16 protein-coding genes, 1 tRNA gene and 1 other RNA gene are annotated in these 20,588 nt (G+C 40.4%); 13 read left to right on the top strand and 5 right to left on the bottom strand.

What is annotated here, in order from left to right; all coding sequences use genetic code 11:
- Positions 1-146: 146 nt before the first annotated feature.
- Together rlmB and def are read right to left on the bottom strand one after the other, a co-directional pair.
- On the bottom strand, positions 147-875 hold the full coding sequence (gene rlmB, locus N8M95_RS02840) for a 23S rRNA (guanosine(2251)-2'-O)-methyltransferase RlmB (RefSeq protein WP_261116575.1): 729 nt from the start codon (positions 873-875) through the stop codon (positions 147-149).
- 44 nt (positions 876-919) lie between these two features.
- Positions 920-1,531 carry a peptide deformylase gene (gene def, locus N8M95_RS02835; protein ID WP_060805483.1) on the bottom strand — a complete coding sequence of 204 codons (612 nt, stop codon included), beginning with the start codon at positions 1,529-1,531 and terminating at the stop codon, positions 920-922.
- A 279-nt stretch (positions 1,532-1,810) separates the two neighbouring features.
- Here def and N8M95_RS02830 point away from each other — a divergent pair, with 279 nt between their 5' ends.
- The 5 genes from N8M95_RS02830 (at position 1,811) to N8M95_RS02810 (ending at position 6,786) form a co-directional block, all read left to right on the top strand.
- The gene (locus N8M95_RS02830) at positions 1,811-3,136 is read left to right on the top strand and encodes a CapA family protein (RefSeq protein WP_314725968.1); all 1,326 of its coding nucleotides are present in this window, start codon (positions 1,811-1,813) and stop codon (positions 3,134-3,136) included.
- A gap of 21 nt (positions 3,137-3,157) precedes the next feature.
- On the top strand, positions 3,158-3,985 hold the full coding sequence (locus N8M95_RS02825) for an HAD family hydrolase (RefSeq protein ID WP_261116574.1): 828 nt from the start codon (positions 3,158-3,160) through the stop codon (positions 3,983-3,985).
- A 1-nt stretch (position 3,986) separates the two neighbouring features.
- The gene (locus N8M95_RS02820) at positions 3,987-4,622 is read left to right on the top strand and encodes an SGNH/GDSL hydrolase family protein (RefSeq protein WP_033685213.1); all 636 of its coding nucleotides are present in this window, start codon (positions 3,987-3,989) and stop codon (positions 4,620-4,622) included.
- Between the two features lie 61 nt (positions 4,623-4,683).
- Positions 4,684-5,031: a transfer-messenger RNA gene (gene ssrA, locus N8M95_RS02815) on the top strand.
- A gap of 420 nt (positions 5,032-5,451) precedes the next feature.
- Positions 5,452-6,786 (top strand): Nramp family divalent metal transporter, encoded by a 1,335-nt coding sequence (locus N8M95_RS02810; protein ID WP_000094601.1) that lies wholly within the window; start codon positions 5,452-5,454, stop codon positions 6,784-6,786.
- 78 nt (positions 6,787-6,864) lie between these two features.
- On the opposite strand, the gene N8M95_RS02805 is transcribed toward N8M95_RS02810, so the two are convergent.
- A tRNA-Ser gene (locus tag N8M95_RS02805) sits at positions 6,865-6,952 on the bottom strand.
- 161 nt (positions 6,953-7,113) lie between these two features.
- On the opposite strand from N8M95_RS02805, the gene N8M95_RS02800 reads away from it, so the two are divergent.
- From N8M95_RS02800 to N8M95_RS02790, 3 genes are read left to right on the top strand one after another with little or no spacing between them, the layout of a single operon-like run.
- A complete protein-coding gene (locus N8M95_RS02800) occupies positions 7,114-7,854 on the top strand; it encodes a DeoR/GlpR family DNA-binding transcription regulator (RefSeq protein ID WP_261116573.1) in 741 nt (246 codons plus the stop codon).
- Positions 7,851-8,762, top strand: coding sequence for a 1-phosphofructokinase (gene pfkB / locus N8M95_RS02795; RefSeq protein WP_261116572.1), 912 nt, complete (start codon positions 7,851-7,853; stop codon positions 8,760-8,762). The genes N8M95_RS02800 and pfkB overlap by 4 nt, the downstream gene beginning before the upstream one ends.
- Positions 8,759-10,717: a fructose-specific PTS transporter subunit EIIC gene (locus tag N8M95_RS02790; RefSeq protein ID WP_261116571.1), complete on the top strand. Its 1,959-nt coding sequence runs from the start codon at positions 8,759-8,761 to the stop codon at positions 10,715-10,717. The genes pfkB and N8M95_RS02790 overlap by 4 nt, the downstream gene beginning before the upstream one ends.
- A 92-nt stretch (positions 10,718-10,809) precedes the next feature.
- On the opposite strand, the gene N8M95_RS02785 is transcribed toward N8M95_RS02790, so the two are convergent.
- On the bottom strand, positions 10,810-13,131 hold the full coding sequence (locus N8M95_RS02785) for a hypothetical protein (protein ID WP_023947000.1): 2,322 nt from the start codon (positions 13,129-13,131) through the stop codon (positions 10,810-10,812).
- A 485-nt stretch (positions 13,132-13,616) separates the two neighbouring features.
- On the opposite strand from N8M95_RS02785, the gene N8M95_RS02780 reads away from it, so the two are divergent.
- A complete protein-coding gene (locus N8M95_RS02780; RefSeq protein ID WP_314725961.1) occupies positions 13,617-15,884 on the top strand; it encodes a DNA translocase FtsK in 2,268 nt (755 codons plus the stop codon).
- A 43-nt stretch (positions 15,885-15,927) separates the two neighbouring features.
- On the opposite strand, the gene N8M95_RS02775 is transcribed toward N8M95_RS02780, so the two are convergent.
- A complete protein-coding gene (locus N8M95_RS02775; RefSeq protein ID WP_261116569.1) occupies positions 15,928-16,356 on the bottom strand; it encodes a DUF6556 family protein in 429 nt (142 codons plus the stop codon).
- A gap of 138 nt (positions 16,357-16,494) precedes the next feature.
- Here N8M95_RS02775 and N8M95_RS02770 point away from each other — a divergent pair, with 138 nt between their 5' ends.
- The 4 genes from N8M95_RS02770 (at position 16,495) to N8M95_RS02755 (ending at position 20,581) form a co-directional block, all read left to right on the top strand.
- The gene (locus tag N8M95_RS02770) at positions 16,495-17,637 is read left to right on the top strand and encodes a cysteine desulfurase family protein (protein WP_261116568.1); all 1,143 of its coding nucleotides are present in this window, start codon (positions 16,495-16,497) and stop codon (positions 17,635-17,637) included.
- An 8-nt stretch (positions 17,638-17,645) separates the two neighbouring features.
- Entirely contained in the window at positions 17,646-18,860 is a 1,215-nt protein-coding gene (gene thiI / locus N8M95_RS02765; RefSeq protein ID WP_261116567.1) for a tRNA uracil 4-sulfurtransferase ThiI, read from the top strand.
- Positions 18,861-18,995: 135 nt separating this feature from the next.
- Positions 18,996-19,820, top strand: a complete 825-nt coding sequence (locus N8M95_RS02760) for an alpha/beta hydrolase (protein WP_049551097.1) — start codon at positions 18,996-18,998, stop codon at positions 19,818-19,820.
- 20 nt (positions 19,821-19,840) lie between these two features.
- A complete protein-coding gene (locus N8M95_RS02755; RefSeq protein ID WP_153199706.1) occupies positions 19,841-20,581 on the top strand; it encodes an esterase family protein in 741 nt (246 codons plus the stop codon).
- The last annotated feature ends 7 nt before the right edge of the window (positions 20,582-20,588 follow it).

Below are 20,588 nucleotides of genomic sequence, written 5' to 3'. Positions count from 1 at the left end.
AACAGTGTTTTGAGCTGACTTCGTCAGTCTTATCTACAACCTCAAAGCAGTGCTTTGAGCTGTCTACAGCTAGCTTCCTAGTTTGCTCTTTGATTTTCATTGAGTGTAATCATAAAAAGTTTCCAATCAGATGACTGGAAACTTTTTTATAATCTATTTCGGAAAACTTCGTACATGAGAATAGCTGCAGCAACGCTAGCATTGAGGCTTTGAACATGTCCATTCATAGGAATGGTAATCATTTCATCAACCTGTTTTTTGATGTTGCTAGAGATACCTTTTCCTTCATTTCCGATGATGAGGGCAATTTTCCCTTTTGTATTCCACTTGTGGCAAGGAGTACCATTCATATCCGTTCCAAAGGTCCAGAAGCCTTCATCCTTAAGTTTATCTAAGGTTTGACTGAGATTGGTCACTCGGGCGATTGGAACATGCTCAATAGCACCTGTGGCCGTTTTGGCAACGACAGGAGTAACTCCGACAGCACGGTGCTTGGGAATGATGATACCTGAAACATTGGTCGCATCGGCTGTTCTCAAGATTGAACCCAAATTATGGGGATCAGTTAACCCGTCCAGAATCAATAGCAAAGGATTTTCTTCTTGACGCGTTTTTGCAAGGATATGCTCTAGCTCGCTATAGGCAAATTCAGATACTCGTAGAACAAAACCTTGGTGGACAGCGCCTTCAGTCATCTCAGAGAGGGATTTTTTTGAAGTCCAAGAAATGGACACCTTCTTTTCTGTAGCCAGTTCCTTGACTTTCTCAACGTTCTTACCTCGGAGATCTTCTTGGAGGTAGAGTTTGTTGCCAGTATTTGCAAGGAGGGCTTCGGTAACGGCGTGGACGCCATAGACAATATCATTTGTTTTCATGCCTCTATTATAACACAAAACCCCGTCTTGCAACGGGATTTTCTTTATTCTAGAATTAGTAAACCATCTTTAACTTCAAATGGGTCTTTTTCATTGATGCGATCGTAAAACATGATGCCGTTGATGTGGTCAATTTCATGCTGAACAACGATGGAGTTGTAGCCTTTGAGCTTGATACGGTGTTTTTCTCCATCCTTGTCAAAGTAGTCAACCGTAACGCGAGCATGGCGGACTACATAGCCAGGTACGTTGCGGTCAACAGAGAGGCAACCTTCTCCTTCACCAAGAGCAGCGTCTTGAACAGAGTGAGAGACGATTTTGGGATTGTACATAATGGCTTGCAAGTCGTAGGCTTCCTCTGGAGTTTCGCCTTCTTCGACAATGTTTGGCACCAAAACAGCGATAATGCGTTTTGAGATATCTAACTGGGGAGCAGCAAGTCCAACCCCACCGCGGAGTCCCATCTTTTCAGCCATGACAGGATCTTGGGAATGTTTCAGGAATTGCATCATCTTTTCGCCTAGGATGATTTCCTGGTCAGACAAGGGGAAAGTGACTTCCTCAGCAACTGCGCGTAGAGTAGGATTCCCTTCGCGGATAATATCGTTCATATCAATTAAGTGAGCAGCTTTTGTAATACGTTCTATTGCAGACATTTTCTCTCCTTTCATTACCTCTACATGATATCACAAAATGACAAGGAATGAAAGCATTACAGCCTTTAGGATTTATAGAAAATAGATAGAAGTTCAATTCATACTCAATGAAAATCAAAGAGCAAACTAGGAGGCTAGCCGCAGGCTGTACTTGAGTACGGTAAGGCGACGCTGACGTGGTTTGAATTTGATTTTCGAAGAGTATCAATTGTGAAAGAATTACTTATCTGTGATATAATAAAAAGAAAAGGCTTGCATTAGAAAGTAGGGAGAATGAAGATGCAAAGAAGACAAGATAGACATAAACGTGGACCAGTTTTTCATTTTGTGAGAGGCTTTGTAAACTTTTTTAGGAGTTATCGCAAGTGGAGTAATAAGGGATTTGTGGCGATACTCTTGCTAGCAGTTGCTTTATCAATGGGCTTGGTCTTGCTGTTTGAAAGTTTCCAAGGAATCCCCTTGACCAGTCAAAAAAAGGATGCCATTTCTAAAGAAACAAATAAGACAAATCAAAAATCTAAAGATCAGGAAGAAGAAACAAGTGCTCGTATTATGGCCCATGGAGATTTACTTTACCATGATATTATCTATATGTCAGCTAAAAAGGAAGATGGCAGCTATGATTTTCATGAGAATTTTGAATACGTAACTCCTTGGCTTAAGCAGGCAGATTTGGCAATAGGTGATTTTGAAGGGACCATTAATAAAGATCATTATCTAGCTGGCTATCCTTTATTTAATGCTCCTGGTCAAGTAATGGATGCTATTAAAGATGCTGGGTATCATGTTTTAGATTTAGCCCATAATCATGTTTTAGATTCTCAAATTGAAGGAGTTATTTCAACGGCAGATGCAATTGAAAAGGCAGGAATGACACCTATTGGAGTTTATACGCACGAGTCACGTGATCAAGCTCCGCTCGTTATCAAGGAAGTGAACGGTATCAAGGTTGCACTTTTGGCTTATTCTTATGGATTTAATGGAATTGAGCAAAGTATTTCTCAAGAAGATTATAACCGCTATCTTTCAGACCTAAACGAAGATAAGATGAAGGCTGAAATTGAGCGTGCAGAGAAGGAAGCGGATATTACTGTTATCATGCCTCAGATGGGTGTTGAGTATCGAATAGAACCGACTGAAGAGCAAAAGGCTTTGTACCACAAGATGATTGATTGGGGAGCGGATATTATCTTTGGAGGCCATCCACACGTAGTTGAACCATCAGAGACTATTGAAAAAGATGGAGAGAAAAAACTTATCATTTATTCTATGGGAAACTTTATTTCTAACCAACGTATTGAAACAATGACTGGTGTAGACAATGCGAAGTGGACTGAGCGTGGTGTTCTTATGGATGTAACTGTCAAGAAAAAAGGTGGAAAAACAACTATTGACACAGCTAAAGCTCATCCAACTTGGGTCAATCGAACACCAAAGGGAACCTTTTCACCAGAAGGATATCCCCTATATCATTATCAAACCTATATCTTAGAAGATTTTATCGAGGGTGGCAGTCATCGTGATCAGTTAGATGAAGCGACTAAGGAACGAATTGATACAGCCTATAAAGAAATGAACGAACATGTGGGATTGAAGTGGGACTAACTTGAATCCAGAGGAAAGTAAATGACGATTAAGGTAATTGCGACAGATATGGATGGGACCTTGCTGGATGCTAGAGGCCAGCTTGATCTCCCACGCTTGGAAAAAATTTTAGATCAGTTGGATCAAAGGGGTATTCGTTTTGTCATCGCGACGGGCAATGAAATTCATCGCATGAGGCAACTACTGGAGCACTTGGTCGATCGAGTGGTTCTGGTTGTTGCAAACGGTGCTCGTATTTTTGAAAACAATGAACTGATTCAGGCTCAGACTTGGGATGATGCCATTGTCGATAAGGCTTTGACTCGTTTCAAGGATCGAGCGTGTCAGGACCAGTTTGTTGTAACGGGGATGAAGGGTGGTTTCGTCAAAGAAGGTACGATTTTTACAGATCTTGAAAGTTTTATGACTCCAGAAATGATTGAAAAATTCTACCAACGGATGCAATTTGTGGACGAATTAACCTCTGACCTCTTTGGTGGTGTGCTCAAGATGAGTATGGTTGTTGGTGAGGAACGTTTGAGTTCGGTCTTGGAAGAAATCAATGAACTCTTTGATGGCCGTGTTCGTGCTGTATCGAGTGGCTATGGTTGCATTGATATCCTTCAAGCTGGGATTCATAAAGCATGGGGCTTGGAAGAATTACTCAAGCGTTGGGACTTGAACCCCCAACAAATCATGGCTTTTGGTGACAGTGAAAATGATGTTGAAATGCTTGAAATGGCTGGAATTGCCTATGCAATGGAAAATGCTGATGATAAGGCCAAAGCTGTGGCGACGGCTCTAGCGCCAGCCAACAGCCAAGGCGGAGTTTATCAAGTCTTGGAAAACTGGTTAGAAAAAGGAGAATGAAGTGGCAGTACAGTTATTAGAAAATTGGTTACTAAAGGAACAAGAAAAAATCCAAACCAAGTATCGTCACTTAAATCAGGTTTCTGTTGTAGAACCAGACATTCTTTTTATTGGGGATTCCATTGTCGAATATTATCCTCTGCAGGAACTATTTGGGACTTCGAAGACGATTGTCAATCGAGGCATTCGAGGGTATCAGACAGGGCTGTTATTAGAAAATCTAGATGCGCATCTGTACGGTGGAGCAGTAGATAAAATTGTCCTTTTGATTGGGACAAATGATATCGGAAAAGATGTGCCTGTGAATGAGGCTCTCAATAATCTCGAAGCTATCATACAATCCATTACTCGCGATTATCCATTGACTGAGATTAAATTGCTTTCCATTTTGCCAGTCAATGAGGGAGAGGAGTACAAGCAGACAGTCTATATCCGCACGAATGAAAAAATCCAGAAATGGAATCAAGCCTATCGAGAGCTTGCTTCAGCCTATATGCAGGTAGAATTTGTGCCAGTTTTTGATAGTTTGACAGACCAAGTAGGTCAACTCAAAAAAGAATATACAACTGATGGACTGCATCTCAGTGTTGCTGGTTATCAGATTTTGACAAAATCTTTGAAAGACTATCTTTTGTAGTTAATTGCTTTCCTTTTTGCATTTTTGAGTTAGATAAGGTATAATGGTTTTGTTGTCTTTTGGGGTCGTTACGGATTCGACAGGCATTATGAGGCATATTTTGCGACTCGTGTGGCGACGTAAACGCTCAGTTAAATATAACTGCAAAAAATAACACTTCTTACGCTCTAGCTGCCTAAAAACCAGCAGGCGTGACCCGATTTGGATTGCTCGTGTTCAATGACAGGTCTTATTATTAGCGAGATACGATCAAGTCTTGTCTAGCGGCTTGATAAGAGATTGATAGACTCGCAGTTTCTAGGCTTGAGTTATGTGTCGAGGGACTGTTAAACGAATACATAACCTATGGTTGTAGACAAATATGTTGGCAGGTGTTTGGACGTGGGTTCGACTCCCACCGGCTCCATTATTCTTTTGCATTCCTTTCTAAAACGTTGTACTTACAGCGTTTTTTATTTTGTTCTTTGGTATTCCTTGGTATTCTTTTTTACAAAAAGGATACAATTTTCAGTTGTATCCTAAATATTAAAGCAAGTCCTGAATTTTCTTAAGTTTTTATCATATTTTCTGTTATAATTAAGGTGCCTTAAGAAAAATAATGAAAAAACTAAATGTTTTTCATATAGTTTTCATTTTTTGTGTTATAATTAAGGTGCCTTAAGAAAAATATTAAGGTGCCTTAAGAAAAATATTAAGGTGCCTTAAGAAAAATAATGAAAAAACTAAATGTTTTTCATATAGTTTTCATTGTTTTAATAGTTTAAAGTCAATCTTATTTTTCTCTAATAGAAAATAATGAAAAAGTAGGTTTAGAAAGAGGTAAGTATCTATGTCTTCTCATAAAAAAGTGTCACTCTCTGAGATTAATCAATCTATCGATACTCCAAATAACAATCATTTCTGGCAAAATTTAAATGCCTTTTTAGGTCCGGGTGCTCTTGTCGCAGTTGGTTATATGGATCCAGGAAACTGGATTACCAGTGTAGTCGGTGGTGCTTCCTATAAGTATAGTCTCTTGTTTGTTATCTTGATTTCATCTCTCATTGCCATGCAACTTCAGCAGATGGCAGGAAAGCTTGGTATTGTAACCCAGATGGACCTGGCTCAAGCAACGGCTCATCATTCACCTAAATGGCTTCGTTATAGTCTATGGGTGATTTTAGAATTAGCCTTGATGGCGACAGATCTGGCAGAAGTTCTAGGTTCAGCGATTGCTCTCAATCTTCTCTTTAAGATTCCGATTATGATAGCAATTCTCTTGACCGTGTTGGATGTTTTTCTCTTATTGCTTCTGATGAAATTTGGCTTTAAGAAGATTGAAGCTATTGTGACAACACTGATTTTAACCATTCTAGCAATTTTTACCTATCTGGTAGCTTTGTCACATCCAAGCTTCCAAGGAATCGTTGAGGGTTATCTACCGAATGCAACCTTATTTGAAAGTCCCTTGCCAGGGCATGAAAGTCAATTAACCTTGGCACTAGGGATCGTGGGAGCAACGGTTATGCCCCATAACCTCTATTTGCATTCTTCCTTGTCACAAACTCGGAAAATCAATCACAAGGACAAGAATGATGTTCGAAAAGCCGTGCGCTTTATGACCTGGGATTCAAATCTCCAATTATCCTTGGCCTTTGTGGTTAACTCCCTTCTATTAATTCTCGGGGCGGCTCTCTTTTTCGGCCATGCATCTGAGATTTCTGCCTTCTCTCAAATGTATAATGCCTTGCAGGATTCTACTATTGCAGGAGCTATAGCTAGCTCGACCTTATCAACCTTGTTTGCCTTGGCTTTATTAGCCAGTGGTCAAAATTCGACAATTACGGGTACCTTGACTGGACAAATCGTTATGGAAGGTTTCTTGCATATGAGATTACCTCAATGGTTCATTCGTTTGGCAACTCGTCTCTTTGCCTTGTTGCCTGTCATGATTGTAGCGGTTCTGTTTGGTCATCAGGAAAAAACATTAGATCAGTTATTGGTTTATTCACAAGTCTTTCTTTCGATTGCTCTTCCATTTTCAATCTTCCCACTGATTTATCTAACTTCTAAGAAATCACTGATGGGAGAATTTACCAATGCCAAATGGAATACCATCCTTGGCTATATCGTTTCCATTATCTTAACAATTCTCAATGTGAAATTGTTATTTGATATTTTCTAAGAAATTCACCCGAGTTATAAAACAAGCATATAAGAAAAAAGATACCCAAGATTTCTTGGGTATCTTTTTTAAAATAAACGGAAGACATGGGATTCGAACCCACGCACGCTGTTACACGCCTACCGCGTTTCCAACACGGCCTCTTAAGCCTCTTGAGTAATCTTCCAATACTTACTCAAATAGTCTACCATAAAGGCTCTTATCTTGCAATAAAAATTTTGGAAATAAGAAAAATGATAGATTTTGAAAGAAAATGACAAAAAGCGCTTGACTTTGAAAGAAAGTGTGATAGAATGAATAGTGTAAACGATAACAGGAGGTGATTCAGTGTTAAAAACAGAGCGGAAACAACTGATTTTAGAGGAGTTAAATCAACATCATGTAGTTTCTCTAGAGAAATTAGTTAGTTTGCTAGAAACGTCAGAATCAACGGTTCGAAGAGACTTGGATGAGTTGGAAGCAGAAAACAAGCTTCGTCGCGTACATGGTGGAGCAGAATTGCCCCATTCCTTGCAGGAAGAAGAAACCATTCAAGAAAAATCTGTCAAAAACCTTCAAGAGAAGAAGTTGTTAGCTCAGAAGGCGGCCTCTCTCATCAAGGAACAAGATGTCATCTTTATCGATGCTGGAACAACAACTGCCTTTTTGATTCATGAATTGGGCAATAAGAATGTTACAGTCGTGACCAACTCGATTCACCATGCTGCTCAGTTGGTTGAAAAGCAGATTCCAACTGTCATGGTTGGAGGTAGTGTCAAGATGGCGACAGATGCTAGCATCGGGGGAGTTGCTCTTAACCAGATTAACCAATTGCACTTTGACCGTGCCTTTATCGGGATGAATGGTGTGGACGATGGTTATTATACGACTCCTGATATGGAAGAGGGAGTTGTGAAGCGTGCTATTTTGGAGAATGCTAAACAGACCTACGTCTTAGTGGATTCATCAAAAATTGGACAAACTTGCTTTGCCAAGGTAGCACCACTCAAACGAGCTATTGTTATCACAAGTCAAGGGCATGAGCTCTTGCAGGCTATTAAGGAGAAAACGGAGGTAATAGAAGTATGATTTATACAGTCACACTCAATCCGTCTATTGACTATATTGTGCGTTTGGACCAAGTCCAAGTTGGCAGTGTCAATCGAATGGATAGTGATGATAAGTTTGCTGGTGGGAAAGGAATCAATGTCAGCCGTGTCTTGAAACGTTTGGATATACCAAATACAGCGACGGGATTTATCGGAGGCTTTACTGGTAAATTTATCACAGATACCCTTGCAGAGGAAGAAATCGAGACATGTTTTGTCCAAGTGGCAGAAGATACTCGTATCAATGTTAAAATCAAAGCAGACCAAGAAACAGAAATCAACGGAACCGGTCCAAATGTCGAACCAGCTCAGCTAGAAGAATTGAAAGCTATTTTATCTAGTCTGACAGCAGAAGATACGGTTGTCTTTGCGGGTTCGAGTGCTAAAAACCTAGGAAATGTTATCTACAAGGATTTGATTGCCTTGACACGCAAGACTGGTGCGCAAGTCGTTTGTGACTTTGAAGGACAGACCTTGATTGATAGTTTGGACTATCAGCCACTTTTGGTCAAACCAAATAATCACGAGCTTGGAGCTATCTTTGGAGTGAAACTCGAAAGTTTAGATGAAATCGAGAACTATGCTCGTCAGTTACCGGCCAAAGGAGCTCAAAACGTCATTATCTCCATGGCTGGCGACGGTGCCCTTCTTGTCACATCTGAGGGAGCTTACTTCGCAAAACCTATCAAGGGAACAGTCAAAAATTCAGTTGGTGCTGGTGATTCTATGGTTGCCGGATTCACAGGTGAATTTGTCAAATCAAAAGACGCAGTAGAAGCCTTCAAATGGGGAGTTGCTTGTGGAACGGCAACTACCTTCTCGGATGACTTGGCAACAGCAGAATTTATTAAAGAAACATATGAAAAAGTTGAGGTAGAAAAACGATGAAAATTCAAGACCTATTGAGAAAAGATGTTATGTTGCTGGATTTGCAAGCAACTGAAAAAACAGCTGTCATCGACGAGATGATTAAAAGTTTGACAGACCACGGTTATGTGACAGATTTTGAAACCTTTAAAGAAGGAATTTTGGCGCGTGAAGCTCTCACTTCTACAGGTTTGGGTGATGGTATCGCAATGCCTCACAGCAAAAATGCTGCTGTCAAAGAAGCGACAGTTCTCTTTGCCAAGTCAAACAAGGGTGTTGACTACGAGAGCTTGGATGGACAATCAACTGACCTCTTCTTTATGATTGCAGCTCCAGAAGGTGCCAATGATACTCACTTGGCAGCCTTGGCAGAATTGTCTCAATACTTGATGAAAGACGGTTTTGCTGACAAACTTCGTCAAGTAACATCAGCTGACCAAGTTATCGAACTTTTTGACCAAGCTTCAGAAAAATCTGAGGAGCCAGCTCAAGCTCCTGCAAATGACTCTGATGACTTCATCGTAGCTGTTACAGCTTGTACAACAGGTATTGCCCACACTTACATGGCCCAAGAAGCCCTTCAAAAAGTGGCTGCTGAAATGGGGGTTGGTATCAAGGTCGAAACTAACGGTGCTAGCGGTGTTGGAAACCAACTAACTGCTGAAGACATCCGTAAGGCTAAAGCTGTTATTATCGCAGCAGACAAGGCAGTTGAAATGGATCGTTTCGACGGTAAACCATTAATCAATCGTCCAGTTGCTGACGGTATCCGTAAGACAGAAGAGTTGATTAAGTTGGCTCTTTCAGGAGATGCTGAAGTCTACCGTGCCGCTAATGGAGCCAAAGCTGCAACAGCCTCTAACGAAAAACAAAGCCTTGGTGGTGCCTTCTACAAACACTTGATGAGTGGTGTATCACAAATGTTGCCATTTGTTATTGGCGGTGGTATTATGATTGCCCTTGCCTTCTTGATTGACGGTGCTTTGGGTGTTCCAAATGAAAACCTTGGCAATCTTGGTTCTTACCATGAGTTAGCTTCTATGTTCATGAAAATTGGTGGTGCAGCCTTTGGATTGATGCTCCCAGTCTTTGCAGGTTATGTTGCCTACTCTATCGCTGAAAAACCAGGTTTGGTAGCGGGTTTTGTGGCTGGTGCTATTGCTAAAGAAGGTTTTGCCTTTGGTAAAATCCCTTATGCAGCAGGTGGTGAAGCAACTTCAACTCTTGCAGGTGTCTCATCTGGTTTCCTAGGTGCCCTTGTTGGTGGATTTATCGCAGGTGCTTTAGTTCTTGCTATCAAGAAATACGTTAAAGTTCCTCGTTCACTTGAAGGTGCAAAATCAATCCTTCTCTTGCCACTTCTTGGAACAATCTTGACTGGATTTGTCATGCTAGCTGTTAACATCCCAATGGTAGCAATCAACACTGCTATGAATGACTTCCTAGGCGGTCTTGGAGGCGGTTCAGCTGTCCTTCTTGGTATCGTCCTTGGTGGAATGATGGCTGTTGACATGGGTGGACCAGTTAACAAAGCTGCCTATGTCTTTGGTACAGGTACGCTTGCAGCAACTGTTTCTTCAGGTGGTTCTGTAGCCATGGCAGCAGTTATGGCTGGAGGAATGGTGCCACCACTTGCAATCTTTGTCGCAACTCTTCTCTTTAAAGACAAATTTACTAAGGAAGAACGCAACTCAGGTTTGACAAACATCATCATGGGCTTGTCATTTATCACTGAGGGAGCGATTCCATTTGGTGCAGCTGATCCAGCTCGTGCTATCCCAAGCTTTATCCTTGGTTCAGCATTAGCAGGAGGCCTCGTTGGTCTTACTGGTATCAAACTCATGGCGCCACACGGAGGAATCTTCGTTATCGCCCTTACTTCAAATGCTCTTCTTTACCTCGTTTCTGTATTGGTAGGAGCAATCGTAAGTGGTGTGGTTTATGGTTACCTACGCAAACCACAAGCAGTTAAATAAAAGGGAACTATATACCAGTTTAAACCAACCACAAAATGTAGTATTTCAACAATATCGAAAAAGACGATTTCCGTTTGGAAATCGTCTTCTCACTATTTCAATAGTTCATACTCAAATAATTTACTTTCAAGCTCATTCTCATAGTAATCAGCTAACCTTGTTTTAAGTTCTTTTAGTTTAGTGTTAACTTTTTCATTGTTGAATATCTTTTTATCATTACCATCTTTGTATGATGTATTTATGTCCAATTCAATTTGATAAGTACCATAATTGTATTTTGGATTATATTCTTGAGTATTTTTAGCTAGTTCAAGTAATTCATCAAAGACGCCTAGCAACATTAAGTCAGCTCTATCAAGTTTTCCATATTTTTCTTGTTCGACCAATTCTTTACGAACTAGAGAGTTCTCATCTAGGCACATTTCGTTACTATAAAACTTTCCATCAGAACCATCAAAGCTCAAACAATGATTTTTTTGAGAGATACAAGTCCATAATGTAGCTTTTCTAAGAAAATCTGTATCCTCTGTATACAAATCCCCTTTATCAGCAGTTGTGTAGTAAATATCCCTTTCATACCAGTTTTTTTGAGGGTATTGCTTGGCAACAAATAAAGCAGTTTGCTCTGCGTAATTATTTGTTCTAACTTGACTACCTCGTCCATGATAAATAGCAATTCTAGTCATTCTTATGTCCTGCGGAGTAGTACCAAAACCACTGGCTTCTATAACCGCTAAAATATTGTCATTATAAACAGGTTTTCCATAGCTTTTTAATGGTACTTCTTTACCATCGTAGCCAGTAGCAATTTTAGATAACACATCTGTTTTTAACTTTTTAGAATAGTATTCTCCTAGCGTTTTGTATACTTTTTTTATAGTGACATGCTTCACATCTTTAAGAATAGCATCCTCAGGTACATCAATGACTGCTGCTCCTTTCCCAGTTCCCCATTTTTTATTATCTCTCCATATTTCTTTAGCAGTTACAGTAATACTTTCAGTTTCGTTATCTTGATCGTTTTTCCAAAGTGCTACCAAAACGGAACTTTCTTGTGCTTTAAAGTTCCCTCTGTTTGCTAGAAAACCATTAATAAAGATTTTTTGCATTAGACCAACTGATTTCCAATACTTAACAGGAGCAAATAAAATATAATAGTCGTTTTCATCTCTCATAAAGTATTTTTCAAAAGACCAAACAAATTGATTTAGCAAATCTTTTGCATGGTTACTATCACCCACAAATTCATCGGACATCAATTTCCTTATATAGCTAAATTTATCTATCGATTTAACATTTCCTTCTTGAGCCCGAGCTAATTCGCTAGAATAAGGGGGATTTTCAAAACCAATAATCGCAACATTTTTGTCATCTATGATTTCTTGTAATGTATTATGTTTTCCATCTGTTTCCATTGGAATCGATAAAAACTCTTCTGCTAAAGCATCCCCACCTGTTACTAAGTTCCCCTTGTTTGCTTGTACAATTGAAAGTGGTGGTATGATAGCCCTCACCTTTCCAATATATTTGTTATACAAAACAAGCCATTCTTTTATTTCATAAGTATTCAAGATAACATGGCCTAACTCTTCTTCAGTTAAATAATGCTCTAATGCTCCTGTACCAGCACATCTATCCAAAATAACATAGTCCATATTTTTAGGAAGACTGCTAATAGCTTGACGAACAAGTTTAGTTGCTTCTTTAACATAAGGTAATGGTGTATAAAACGCTCCTAAATCTTTTCTATTTGCAGGGTCATTTAATGCGTCCATCACGGTGTCAAAATCGCTTTCGTCTCCACACCAAGGTAAGATATAGTTTTCGACTATTGAATTAGACGGTTGTTTGAGCATCTCAAACATTTGAGATTTTGTTGTTGTTTTATCGTGACGGTATATGTAGTTCGCCCACCCTAAAATGTTTGGAAAGCCAATTTCAAACTTTTGATACTCGTCTATTTGGAATAATTCACGCAATTCACGATTTTTAGGGCTCTTTGGTTGAAAAACATCAAATTCAATTACTTTTTCAGGATTAGTAGCATCTTTTAAAGTCTTCTGATTTACATTTTTTGATGCACTATTCGTATAATTTTGTAAAATTTCTAAACGATATTTAGTTGCATCATAAACACTAGCACGATTTTTATTAATATCAACTAAAACGATTTTGCTTGGTATAGGAATACCACCTTTAATCCTTAATTTAGACAGATAGTGGATAGCTTGAGTAAGCACAGCATTAAGATCAGCAATGCTATTTTTAAATTCAAACAGAGATCCGTTAACGATACCATCAGTATTTTCGATTAAAATATCTTTTTCATCAAAACCGAAATTTCTCCAGAAAAATAAATTGTCTGCTCTTTCATTTCCAGATTGCCAACTTCTATCAATAGCTAGAGGCGTCATTTTACACCTCCAACAATCAACTCATTGAGTTGAGAAACAACAGAAAAGACCTTCTCACAAAAATGTGAAAAAGTCTGTTTTAGGGCTTGACAAAAAATACGCTTGATTACATAATCAGCGTGAGCTGTGAGCTGTGAGCTGTGAGCTGTGAGCTGTGAGCTGTGAGCTGTGAGCTGTGAGCTGTGAGCTGTGAGCTGTGATTGCGTTCATACCAATCATTCCTTTACTTTTTGATAGTTCTATTATATCAAAATTTCAAAATTTTGCATATCTTCTTTTTTTGATGAACAGTCAGTTGAATCATAAAGGCTATTAAAAAGATGTTCTGAAATTGCTTAGAGAGGGAAACTATGGATAAGAAAATTTTATTTGAATCTCTTAATACTGAACTATCCAAGGAGAATATTGACCTTTTCCGAAATACCTGTGAAATATGGTATAATAGAAGAATGGCAAACAAGAATACAAGTAAAACAAGACGGAGACTGTCTAAAGCAGAACTCGAAAGAAAAGAAGCGATTCAACGAATGTTGATTTCGTTGGGAATCGCGCTTTTATTGATTTTCGCAGCCTTCAAATTAGGGGCTGCAGGTATAACCCTCTACAATTTAATTCGCTTGCTGGTGGGGAGCCTAGCTTATCTGGCAATATTTGGTATCCTGCTCTACCTCTTCTTTTTCAAGTGGATACGAAAACAGGAAGGACTCTTATCTGGCTTTTTCACCATATTTGCAGGTTTGCTCTTGATTTTTGAGGCCTACTTAGTTTGGAAATATGGTTTGGATAAGTCGGTACTAAAAGGGACTATGGCTCAGGTTGTGACGGATTTAACAGGCTTTCGAACGACCAGCTTTGCTGGAGGGGGCTTGATTGGGGTCGCTCTTTATATGCCAACCGCCTTTCTCTTCTCCAATATCGGGACTTACTTTATTGGTTCTATCTTGATTTTAGTGGGTTCTCTCCTAGTCAGCCCTTGGTCTGTTTACGATATTGCTGAATTTTTCAGTAGAGGCTTTGCTAAATGGCAGGAAGGACATGAGCGTCGAAAAGAGGAACGCTTTGTCAAACAAGAAGAAAAAGCTCGTCAAAAAGCTGAGCAAGAGGCTAGATTAGAAAAAGAAGAGGCTGAAAAAGCCTTACTCGATATGCCTCCTGTTGATATGGAAACAGGTGAAATTTTGACAGAAGATGTTGTGCTTGACGTTCCACCTGTTCCGGAAGAAGAGTGGGTAGAACCAGAAATCATCCTGCCTCAAGCTGAACATGAATTCCCTGAACATGAGGAGGTTTTTGATGATGAAGATGTACAAGTTGATTTTTCAGCCAAGGAGGCTCTTGAGTACAAACTTCCAAGCTTACAACTCTTTGCCCCAGATAAACCCAAGGACCAGTCTAAAGAAAAGAAAATCGTCCGAGAAAACATCAAAATCCTAGAAGAAACCTTTGCTAGCTTCGGTATCAAGGTAACAGTTGAACGGGCCGAAATTGGGCCATCAGTGACCAAGTATGAAGTCAAGCCAGCAGTGGGTGTAAGGGTCAACCGCATCTCCAATCTCGCAGATGACCTCGCTCTAGCCTTGGCGGCCAAGGATGTCCGGATTGAAGCACCTATCCCAGGGAAATCCCTAGTCGGAATCGAAGTACCCAACTCTGAGATTGCGACTGTATCTTTCCGCGAACTATGGGAACAATCTCAAACAAAAGCAGAAAATCTCTTGGAAATTCCTTTAGGAAAGGCTGTTAATGGCACCGCAAGAGCTTTTGACCTTTCTAAAATGCCCCACTTGCTAGTCGCAGGTTCAACGGGTTCAGGGAAGTCAGTAGCTGTTAACGGCATTATAGCTAGCATTCTCATGAAGGCAAGACCAGACCAAGTTAAATTTATGATGGTCGATCCCAAGATGGTTGAGTTGTCTGTTTACAATGACATTCCTCATCTCTTGATTCCAGTTGTGACCAATCCACGCAAGGCCAGCAAGGCTCTGCAAAAGGTCGTGGATGAAATGGAAAATCGTTATGAACTCTTTGCCAAGGTGGGAGTTCGGAATATTGCAGGTTTTAATGCCAAGGTAGAAGAGTTCAATGCCCAGTCTGAGTACAAGCAGGTTCCGCTACCGCTCATTGTCGTGATTGTGGATGAGTTGGCTGACCTCATGATGGTAGCCAGCAAGGAAGTGGAAGATGCTATCATTCGTCTCGGACAGAAGGCGCGTGCTGCAGGTATCCACATGATTCTTGCAACCCAGCGTCCATCCGTTGATGTCATCTCTGGTCTGATCAAGGCTAATGTTCCATCTCGTGTAGCATTTGCAGTTTCGTCAGGGACAGACTCTCGTACGATTTTGGATGAAAATGGAGCAGAAAAATTGCTTGGACGAGGAGATATGCTCTTTAAACCAATTGATGAAAATCATCCAGTTCGTCTCCAAGGCTCCTTTATCTCGGATGATGATGTCGAGCGCATCGTAAACTTCATCAAGGCTCAGGCTGATGCGGACTACGATGAGAGTTTTGATCCAGGTGAGGTTTCTGAAAATGAAGGTGAATTTTCAGATGGTGAAACTGGTGGAGATCCGCTTTTTGAAGAAGCCAAAGCTTTGGTCATTGAGACCCAGAAAGCTAGTGCATCCATGATTCAGCGTCGTTTATCAGTTGGATTTAACCGTGCGACCCGCCTCATGGAAGAACTCGAAATGGCAGGTGTCATTGGTCCAGCTGAAGGTACCAAACCAAGAAAAGTATTGCAACAATAAAAAATAGCTTCTTTCCAAGTTTGGAGGGAAGCTATTTTACTGGCTATTGATTGGTATTATTTTCTGAATTTGGAGTATTGGACTGTTTTTCATTTTCAGTGGCAGATTTACTTGGAGCAGGAGTAGTAGAGTCCTGATTTGCCGTTTTCTGTTCTTCTTTTTTCTCTTCCTTGACGCTAGATTTTGGAGTTTCTTCTTGCTGTGTTTTTTCTTGGGTAGTGTTAGTTTCCTTATTGGGACTAGTGTTTTCCTGAGGGGATTCCTTTTGAATTTCTTTGACAATTGTTGTTGTCTGGGTTGTCGTAGGTTCTTTTTTAGTATTTTTGTTATTATCCAAGGCGTTCATGATAGTGATACTAGCAGTAATTAAGCCAAGGATACTACCGATAGTAGCAATGGTTTTTTGAAAGACCGTAAAGCCTTTTTTGATGTGTTCTGTTTTTGGTTTTGAAGTTCTACGATAATTAGACATGCATTCTCTCCTTTAATTAAAATTTATTATACCTCATTTCTTTAAAAAAATCTTAAAAAAAGAGGAATTGCCCTTTCTTGTCGCAAGCTCCGTTTCATGATACAATAGAAGGAGTGATTTTAGAAAGCGTGAGAAAATATGATTTACTTTGATAATTCGGCGACGACCAAGCCTTATCCTGAAGCCCTTGAAACTTATGTGCAGGTCGCTTCAAAAATTTTAGGAAATCCATCTAGTCTCCATCGTTTGGGAGACCAAGCAACACGAATCTTAGATGCTTCTCGCCAACAGATTGCAGATTTAATCGGTAAGAAAAGCGATGAAATCTTCTTTACTTCTGGAGGAACAGAAGGGGATAACTGGGTTATCAAGGGTGTGGCCGTTGAAAAAGCTCAGTTTGGCAAGCACATTATCGTATCAGCAATTGAACATCCAGCAGTTAAGGAATCAGCTCTATGGCTGAAAAGTCAAGGATTTGAAGTGGATTTTACTCCAGTTGATGAGAAAGGATTTGTGGATGTTGAGGCGCTAGCAGATTTGATACGACCTAATACGACCCTCGTTTCCATCATGGCAGTTAACAACGAAATTGGCTCTGTTCAGCCCATTGAGGCTATTTCAGAACTGTTAGCAGACAAGCCGACTATTTCCTTCCACGTTGATGCGGTTCAGGCACTTGCCAAAATTCCGACTGAAAAGTATCTGACAGAACGAGTGGATTTTGCAACTTTCTCTGGTCACAAGTTTCACGGCGTTCGTGGTGTTGGTTTTGTCTATATCAAGTATGGCAAGAAGATTACGCCTCTTTTAACAGGTGGTGGTCAGGAACGTGATTACCGTTCGACAACTGAAAATGTGGCAGGAATTGCAGCGACAGCCAAGGCTCTCCGTTTGTCTATGGAGAAGCTAGATTTCTTTACAAGCAAGACTGGACAGATGAAGGCAGTGATTCGCCAAGCTCTTTTAGATTATCCAGATATATTTGTCTTTTCAGATGAGGAAGACTTTGCCCCTCATATCCTGACTTTTGGAATTAAGGGTGTTCGTGGTGAAGTCATTGTTCACGCCTTTGAAGACTATGATATTTTCATCTCAACGACCTCTGCTTGTTCGTCCAAGGCAGGGAAACCAGCTGGAACCTTGATAGCTATGGGAGTCGACAAGGATAAGGCCCAGTCAGCTGTGCGTCTTAGCCTAGATCTTGAAAATGATATGAGTCAGGTAGAGCAGTTTTTGACCAAGCTAAAATTAATTTACAATCAAACTAGAAAAGTAAGATAGGAGCATTTATGCAGTATTCAGAAATTATGATTCGCTACGGTGAGCTGTCAACCAAGGGTAAAAACCGTATGCGTTTCATCAATAAACTTCGCAATAATATTTCAGACGTTTTGTCTATCTATCCCCAGGTTAAGGTAACTGCAGATCGCGACCGTGCCCATGCTTATCTCAATGGAGCTGATTACACAGCAGTAGCAGAATCGCTTAAGCAAGTCTTTGGAATTCAGAATTTTTCTCCAGTATATAAGGTTGAAAAATCTGTAGAAGTTCTGAAGTCTGCTGTCCAAGAGATTATGCAGGATATCTACAAGGAAGGCATGACCTTTAAAATCTCTAGCAAGCGTAGCGACCACAGCTTTGAGTTGGATAGTCGTGAACTCAATCAAACACTTGGAGGAGCTGTTTTTGAAGCTATTCCAAATGTGCAAGCTCAAATGAAAAGTCCTGACATCAATCTTCAGGTGGAGATCCGTGAAGAAGCAGCCTATCTTTCTTATGAAACCATTCGTGGGGCTGGTGGTTTGCCAGTTGGAACTTCAGGTAAAGGGATGCTTATGTTGTCGGGAGGGATTGATTCACCTGTAGCAGGTTATCTTGCTTTGAAACGTGGAGTGGATATCGAAGCTGTTCATTTTGCCAGCCCACCTTACACGAGTCCTGGTGCTCTAAAAAAAGCCCAAGATTTGACTCGAAAATTGACCAAGTTCGGTGGCAATATCCAGTTTATCGAGGTGCCTTTCACAGAGATTCAAGAGGAAATCAAAGCCAAAGCGCCAGAAGCCTATCTCATGACCTTGACGCGTCGTTTTATGATGCGGATTACTGACCGTATTCGTGAGGTACGAAATGGTTTAGTTATCATCAATGGGGAAAGTCTTGGTCAAGTAGCTAGCCAGACATTGGAAAGCATGCAGGCTATCAATGTCGTCACCAACACTCCCATCATCCGTCCAGTTGTAACCATGGACAAGTTGGAAATTATTGACATCGCCCAGGAAATCGATACCTTTGACATTTCAATCCAACCGTTTGAAGACTGTTGTACGATTTTTGCGCCAGATCGTCCTAAGACCAATCCTAAGATTAAGAATGCAGAGCAGTATGAAGCACGTATGGATGTTGAAGGATTAGTAGAGCGAGCTGTGGCTGGAATTATGATTACTGAGATTACACCTCAAGCTGAAAAAGATGAAGTTGATGACTTGATTGATAATTTGCTCTAATCAGAAAATCCAAAAGAATTTAGAAAAACAAATGAAAAAGTTAGTTTTTAATCCAAAAATGGAAGAAAAACTGACTTTTTTTCTTAAACTGTGATATAATAAAATAAAATTTTGAATATAGAGAGTTTTCTGACAATGAATCAATCCTACTTTTATTTAAAAATGAAAGAACACAAACTCAAGGTTCCTTATATAGGTAAGGAGCGCCGTGTGCGTGTTCTTCTGCCTAAAGATTATGAGAAAGACACGGATCGTTCCTATCCTGTTGTTTACTTTCATGACGGGCAAAATGTTTTTTATAGCAAGGAGTCTTTCATTGGCCATTCATGGAAGATTATCCCAGCTATTAAGCGTAATCCTGATATCAGTCGCATGATTGTCGTTGCCATTGACAATGATGGTATGGGGCGAATGAATGAGTATGCGGCTTGGAAGTTCCAAGAATCTCCTATCCCAGGGCAGCAGTTTGGCGGTAAGGGTGTGGAGTATGCCGAGTTTGTCATGGAGGTGGTCAAGCCTTTTATCGATGAAACTTATCGTACAAAAGCAGACCGCCAGCATACAGCCATGATTGGTTCCTCATTAGGAGGGAATATTACCCAGTTTATCGGTTTGGAATACCAAAATCAAATTGGTTGTCTAGGTGTCTTTTCATCTGCTAACTGGCTCCATCAAGAAGCTTTTAATCGCTATATCGAGCGCAAGAAACTATCGCCTGACCAGCGTATCTTTATCTATGTTGGAACAGAAGAAGCAGATGATACAGACAAGACCCTGATGGCTGGCAATATCAAACAAGCCTATATCGACTCGTCGCTTCGCTATTACCATGATTTGATAGCTGGGGGAGTTCATCTGGATAATCTTGTCTTGAAAGTTCAGTCTGGTGCCATCCATAGCGAGATTCCATGGTCGGAAAATTTACCAGACTGTCTGAGATTTTTTGCAGAGAAATGGTAAGTTAGGAAAGGAGAAAGCTAATGCATATTGAAAACCTTAGCCACTGGAGTGGTCACCTCAACCGTGAAATGTACCTTAACCGTTATGGTCATGCTGGGATTCCAGTTGTGGTCTTTGCTTCATCAGGTGGCAGTCACAATGAATATTATGATTTTGGCATGATTGATGCCTGTGCTTCCTTTATCGAGGAAGGCCGTGTCCAGTTCTTTACCCTATCTAGTGTAGATAGTGAGAGCTGGTTGGCTACTTGGAAGAACGGTCACGACCAAGCAGAGATGCACCGTGCCTACGAACGCTATGTGATTGAGGAGGCCATTCCTTTTATCAAGCATAAGACAGGTTGGTTTGATGGCATGATGACAACAGGTTGTTCGATGGGCGCCTACCATGCACTCAATTTCTTCCTCCAGCATCCAGATGTCTTTACCAAGGTGATTGCTCTCAGTGGTGTTTACGACGCACGTTTCTTTGTCGGCGATTACTACAATGACGATGCTATTTACCAAAACTCGCCAGTAGATTATATCTGGAACCAAAACGACGGCTGGTTTATTGACCGTTATCGTCAGGCAGAGATTGTACTGTGTACGGGTCTTGGAGCCTGGGAACAAGACGGTTTGCCATCCTTCTACAAGCTTAAAGAAGCCTTTGACCAGAAACAAATTCCAGCCTGGTTTGCTGAATGGGGACACGATGTCGCCCACGACTGGGAATGGTGGCGCAAACAAATGCCTTATTTCCTTGGAAATCTCTATTTATAAAAGGAGT

The organism is Streptococcus mitis (assembly GCF_946190325.1).
GTDB lineage: Bacteria > Bacillota > Bacilli > Lactobacillales > Streptococcaceae > Streptococcus > Streptococcus mitis_CF.
The sequence above is the reverse complement of the archived record's forward strand: the minus strand, read 5'-3'. Positions and strand labels throughout refer to the sequence as shown.